The 5411-nt window shown below is 66.7% G+C and carries 4 protein-coding genes; all 4 read right to left on the bottom strand.

The genetic code is table 11. The annotated features are described in order from the left end of the window. A partial coding sequence (locus VFL64_RS09390; protein ID WP_489540117.1) for a class 1 fructose-bisphosphatase occupies positions 1 to 759 on the bottom strand: 759 nt, incomplete at its 3' end. Between the two features lie 10 nt (positions 760 to 769). Then, a complete protein-coding gene (pepN, locus tag VFL64_RS09395) occupies positions 770 to 3472 on the bottom strand; it encodes an aminopeptidase N (protein WP_489540118.1) in 2703 nt (900 codons plus the stop codon). Between the two features lie 27 nt (positions 3473 to 3499). Then, positions 3500 to 4604 (bottom strand): peptide chain release factor 2 gene (gene prfB / locus VFL64_RS09400; protein WP_489540119.1). Its coding sequence is split into 2 segments (ribosomal slippage): positions 3500 to 4522 and positions 4524 to 4604, totalling 1104 coding nucleotides; the frame shifts between segments, so codons are not numbered across the junction. 49 nt (positions 4605 to 4653) lie between these two features. Then, the coding region (locus tag VFL64_RS09405; protein ID WP_489540120.1) for an alpha/beta fold hydrolase at positions 4654 to 5411 on the bottom strand (758 nt) is incomplete at its 5' end.

Here is a 5411-nt window from a genome sequence, read left to right on the forward strand (position 1 = left end):
GCGGTGCACGTCGGCCACCATGCTGGCGATCCAGCGCATGTTGAAGTCCTTGCCGCGCGGCCCGGTCTTGCCGGCCAGGCATTCGTCGATGTACTTGCGCATGGGCGGGGCCCAGTGGCGCATGTTGCTCATGTTGATCGCAAACTCCTTGGTGTCTTCGGGGATCTTCACGCCGTCTTGCGTGAGCACCCAGGAACCTTGCTCGCGATCGAGCGTGAACATGGTGACGCCGTCGCCCACCGTCAGCACCAGCGTGGTCTGCGGGCCGTAGACGCAGTAGCCGGCGGCCACCTGCTGGGCACCGGCCTGCAGGAAGTCGGCCTCGCTCACGCCTTCATGGCCGTCGGGCTTCTTGAGCACCGAGAAGATGGTGCCGATGCTCACGTTGACATCGATGTTGCTGGAGCCGTCGAGAGGGTCGAACAGCAGCAGGTACTCGCCCTGCGGGTAGCGGTTGGGCACCACGTAGATGCCTTCCATCTCCTCGCTGGCCATGGCAGCGAGCGCGCCGCCCCATTCGTTGGCCTCGATCAGCACCTCGTTGGCGATGATGTCGAGCTTCTTCTGCACCTCGCCCTGCACGTTCTCGCTGCCGGCCGTGCCGAGCACGTCACCCAGCGCACCCTTGTTGACGCTGATGCTGATGCGCTTGCAGGCGCGCGCCACGACCTCGATCAGCAGTCGCAGCTGCGCCGGGATGTGGCCGTGCTGGCGCTGCTGTTCGACCAGGTACTGGGTGAGGCTGATGCGCCGGCTCATGTCGACTCCTTCATGTGGATTCCTGTTGTAGCGCGCGCTGGATGATCTCGGCCACGTCGTTCGAGAGATCGGGCTTGGCGGCGACGCGCTTGAGCGCCTCGCCGGCAGCCGAGCGGTAGGGCTCGGCGAGCTGGCTCCAGCGGTCCATCACGCGGGCCAGGCGCGCGGCCAGTTGCGGGTTGATGCTGTCGAGTTCGAGGATGCGGTCGGCCCAGAACACGTAGCCCGCCGCATCGCTGCGGTGGAAGGCGGCCGGGTTGCCCATGCACAGCGCGGCGATCAGGCTGCGCGCGCGGTTGGGGTTCTTGAGCGAGAAGTCGGGGTGCTTGAGCAACTGCTTGGCGCGGGCGAACACCTTGCCGTCTTTCTCGGGTGTGGTGGCCTGCAGCGTGAACCACTTGTCGATGACCAGCGCCTCGTCCTTGAACAGCGCGTGGAAGCGCTGCAGTGCCAGCTCGGCCAGCTCGGAGTGCGAATGCGCGAGCGCCGTGAGCGCGCCCAGGCGGTCGGTCATGTTGCCGGCGTCCTTGAAGCGCTCGTAGGCGCGGCCCGGCCACACCGCGTCGCCGCGGGTGCTGGCATCGCGGCAGAGCATGGCCAGTGCGAGGTTGGCCAGCGCGCGGCGGCCCGATGACACCGGGTCGGGCGAGTAGCCACCCTGGACCTGGTGTGCCTCGAAGGCCCAGGCCCAGTCGTCGCGCAAGGCGTGCGCGAGCTGCATCAGCATGGCTTCGCGGACTTCGTGGATGCGCTGCGGGTCGACCGGGTTGAGCTGCTCGGCGAGGTAGACCTCGCTCGGCAGCGTGAGCGCCAGTTCCTTGAATGCCGCATCGAGGCCCGGGTCGCGCAGCAGGCCGCGCATGGCTTCGATGAAAGGGCTGTCGAGCTGCAGCGGGCCGCCGTCCTTGATGGCGGCGAGCAGGCGGTTCAGCGCCAGGCGCTGGCCGGCCTCCCAGCGGTTGAAGGCGTCGCTGTCATGTTGCAACAGGGTCAGCAAGTCGGCGTCGGCGAGGTGATCGGCCAGCACCACGGGAGCCGAGAAGCCGCGCAGCAGCGAAGGCACGGGCTCCACGTCGACGTTGATGAAGGTGAAGAAGCTGCGCGCCTCGTTGAGCACCAGCACGCGCTCGGTGCCCACGGGCTGGTCCTCACCTTCGAGCTGCAGCGGCAGGGCCTGGCCATCACGGCTCACCAGGCCCATGGCCAGCGGGATCACGTAGGCCTGCTTGGACGGCTGGCCGGGCGAGGGCAGGGCGGTCTGCTCGATGCCCAGCGTGTAGGTGCGCGAAGGCGCGTCGTAGCGGCCACGCGCGCTCACGCGCGGCGTGCCGGCCTGGGAATACCAGCGCTTGAACTGGGGCAGCTGCTTGGCGAGCGCGCTGTCGGGGTTGGCGTCGGCGATGGCCTGTGCGAAGTCGTCGCAGGTCACGGCCTGGCCGTCGAAGCGGCTGAAGTAAAGCGTGATGCCGCGCGCGAAGCCTTCGCGCCCCACCAGTGTCTGCATCATGCGCACGACTTCGGCGCCCTTCTCGTAGACGGTGGCGGTGTAGAAGTTGTTGATCTCGACGTAGCTGTCGGGCCGCACCGGGTGGGCCATGGCACCGGCGTCTTCAGGGAACTGCACCTGGCGCAGCGTGCGCACGTCCTCGATGCGCTTGACGGCACGCGCGGTGGGCGTGCCGGCCATGTCCATGCTGAACTCCTGGTCGCGGAAGACGGTGAGACCTTCCTTCAGACTGAGCTGGAACCAGTCGCGGCAGGTGATGCGGTTGCCCGTCCAGTTGTGGAAGTACTCGTGGCCGACCACGCTCTCGATGCCGGCGTAGTCGACGTCGGTGGCGGTGGCCGGGTTGGCCAGAACGAACTTCGTGTTGAAGATGTTCAGGCCCTTGTTCTCCATGGCGCCCATGTTGAAGTCGCCCACGGCGACGATCATGAAGCGTTCCAGGTCGAGCGGCAGCTTGAAGCGGGCCTCGTCCCACACCACGCTGGCGATCAGCGAGTTCATCGCGTGCTCGGTCTTCTCGAGGTCGCCGCGGCGCACGTACACCTGCAGCAGGTGGTCCTTGCCAGAGCGGGTGCGGATGTGCTGCTCGCGCGCCACCAGGTCGGCTGCGACGAGCGCGAACAGGTAGCTCGGCTTGGGGAAAGGGTCGTGCCACTTGGCGAAGTGGCGCGGGCCGTACACGCCGGCCATCATGTCGCCTTGCTCGATCAGGTTGCCGTTGGACAGCAGCACCGGGTACTGTTGCTTGGCCGCGCGCAGCGTGACGGTGTACACCGCCATCACATCCGGCCGGTCGAGGAAGTAGGTGATGCGGCGAAAGCCCTCGGCCTCGCACTGCGTGAAGAAGCCGCCGCCCGAGGTGTACAGGCCCGACAGCTGGGTGTTCTTTTCCGGCGCGCAGGTGTTGCGGATCTCCAGCGTGAAGGGGCCGGGCGGCACGTCTTGCAGGCTGTCGATCACCAGCATGCCGTCTTCGTGGCGGAACGACACCGACTCGTTGTTGACGAGCACCCGCGTCAGCGTGATGTCTTCCCCGTGCAGCTTGAGCGGCTGCGACGGCACGGCCGTGTTGCGCTCCATCGTCATCCGGTTGATGACCAACGTCTTGATCGGGTCGAGGTCGAAGGTCAGATCGACGGTCTTGATCCAGAACGCCGGTGCGGCGTAGTCCTCGCGGCGGATCAGGGTGGCAGTGCCTTCACGCATGCTCTTGGCTCCTTGTGAGATGTCTTCTTAGACGCCTTGTTTGAGGCTGGCCTCGATGAAGGTGTCGAGGTCGCCGTCCAGCACCTTCTGGGTGTTGGAGATTTCCACGTTGGTACGCAGGTCCTTGATGCGGCTCTGGTCCAGCACGTACGAGCGGATCTGGTGGCCCCAGCCCACGTCGGTCTTGGTGTCTTCGAGCTTTTGCTGCTCTTCGAGGCGCTTGCGCATCTCGTGGTCGTACAGGCGCGAGCGCAGGCGCTTCCAGGCCACGTCGCGGTTGCTGTGCTGGCTGCGCCCGTCCTGGCACTGCACCACGATGCCGGTCGGGATGTGCGTGAGCCGCACCGCCGAGTCGGTCTTGTTGATGTGCTGGCCGCCGGCGCCGCTGGCGCGGAAGGTGTCGGTGCGCACGTCCGACGGGTTGATCTCGATCTCGATCGAGTCATCGACCTCGGGGTAGACGAACAGCGAGGCAAAGCTCGTGTGGCGGCCGCCCGCCGAATCGAACGGGCTCTTGCGCACCAGTCGGTGCACGCCGGTCTCGGTGCGCAGCAGGCCGAAGGCGTAGTCGCCTTCCACCTTGATGGTGGCGCTCTTGATGCCGGCCACGTCGCCCGCGGTTTCGTCTTCCAGCGTGGCCTTGAAGCCCTTGCGCTCGCAGTACTTCAGGTACTGGCGCAGCAGCATGCCGGCCCAGTCGCAGGCCTCGGTGCCGCCGGCGCCGGCCTGGATGTCGATGAAGCAGTTGCTCGGGTCGGCCGGGTTGTTGAACATCCGGCGGAACTCGAGTTCCTTGACGGTGGTCTCGAGCTTGGCGGTTTCGGCCTCGATCGCCTGGAGCGAGGCTTCGTCGCCCTCTTCCTTGGCCATGTCGTAGAGCTCGGTGTTGTCGGCCAGGTTGCTGGTGAGGTGGTTGATGGTCTCGACCACCGTCTCCAGCGTGCGCTTCTCGCGCCCCAGCTCCTGCGCGCGCTTGGGCTCGTCCCAGACCTTGGGGTTCTCCAGCGCGGCGTTGACTTCGTTCAGCCTGAGAGCTTTGCGGTCGTAGTCAAAGATACCCCCGAAGGTCGACCGTGCGCTTCGTCAGGTCGGCCAGGGAGTTGCCAATGGCATTGATGTGTTCGACGTCCATGATGGGGGTCCATTCTTTGAAGCCCGCCATTATTTCACGCGGGCGCTGGTCAAGCCCCCAGAAAGGACTCCAGCCGCCGGGCCAGCGCCTCGGGCTGGTCGTGGTGCAGCATGTGGCCGGCGGGTGAGAGCATGTGCGTCTCGTAGCGGGCCACGGTCTTCAGGCGCTCGTGGAACTCGGCCTTGCTGTAGCGGCCGCCCCACCACTTGCCGGTGTCGGTCTGGTCGCCTTCGACCCACAACACGGGGGCCGTGATCAGCTTCCAGCAGGCCAGCACCTCGTCACGCTGGTAGAGCAGCGGGTTGCTGCGCTTGTGCGCCGGGTCGCCCTGGATCTGCCACAGGCCGTGCTCGTCTTGCCGGGCCCAATGGGCGGCCAGCCAGGCGGCGCGGTCGGCCGGCAGCAGCGGGTTGTTCTTGCGCAGGCGCTCGGCCACCGCCTCCAGGCTCTTGTAGGGGCGGATCTCCACCGGCTGCTTCAACTCGTCCAGCCACATCGCGTAGCGCTTGGGCGCGAGCGATGGAATGGTCGCCGGCATGCCGAAGCCTTCGAGGTTGACCAGCCGGCGGATGCGCGCCGGCCGCACGCCGCCGTAGATCATCACCACGTTGCCGCCCATGCTGTGGCCCAGCAGGTCGATCTGCGTGAGTTCGGGGAAGGGCTTGAGCACGTGGTCGACGAGAGCGTCGAGGTCGCCCAGGTAGTCGGCGAACCAGTAGCTGTCTTCGTTCGGCGTTTCGGTGAGGCCGAAGCCGCGCCAGTCGGGGGCGACCACGTAGCGGTCTTCGGCCAGGGCGTCGACCACGA

The organism is Rhizobacter sp., assembly GCF_035702065.1.
GTDB lineage: Bacteria > Pseudomonadota > Gammaproteobacteria > Burkholderiales > Burkholderiaceae_C > Rhizobacter.

Coding starts and splice junctions, on each gene's coding strand:
- pepN (WP_489540118.1), bottom strand. CDS start 3,472: ATGCGTGAAGGCACTGCCACCCTGATCCGCCGCGAGGACTACGCCGCA.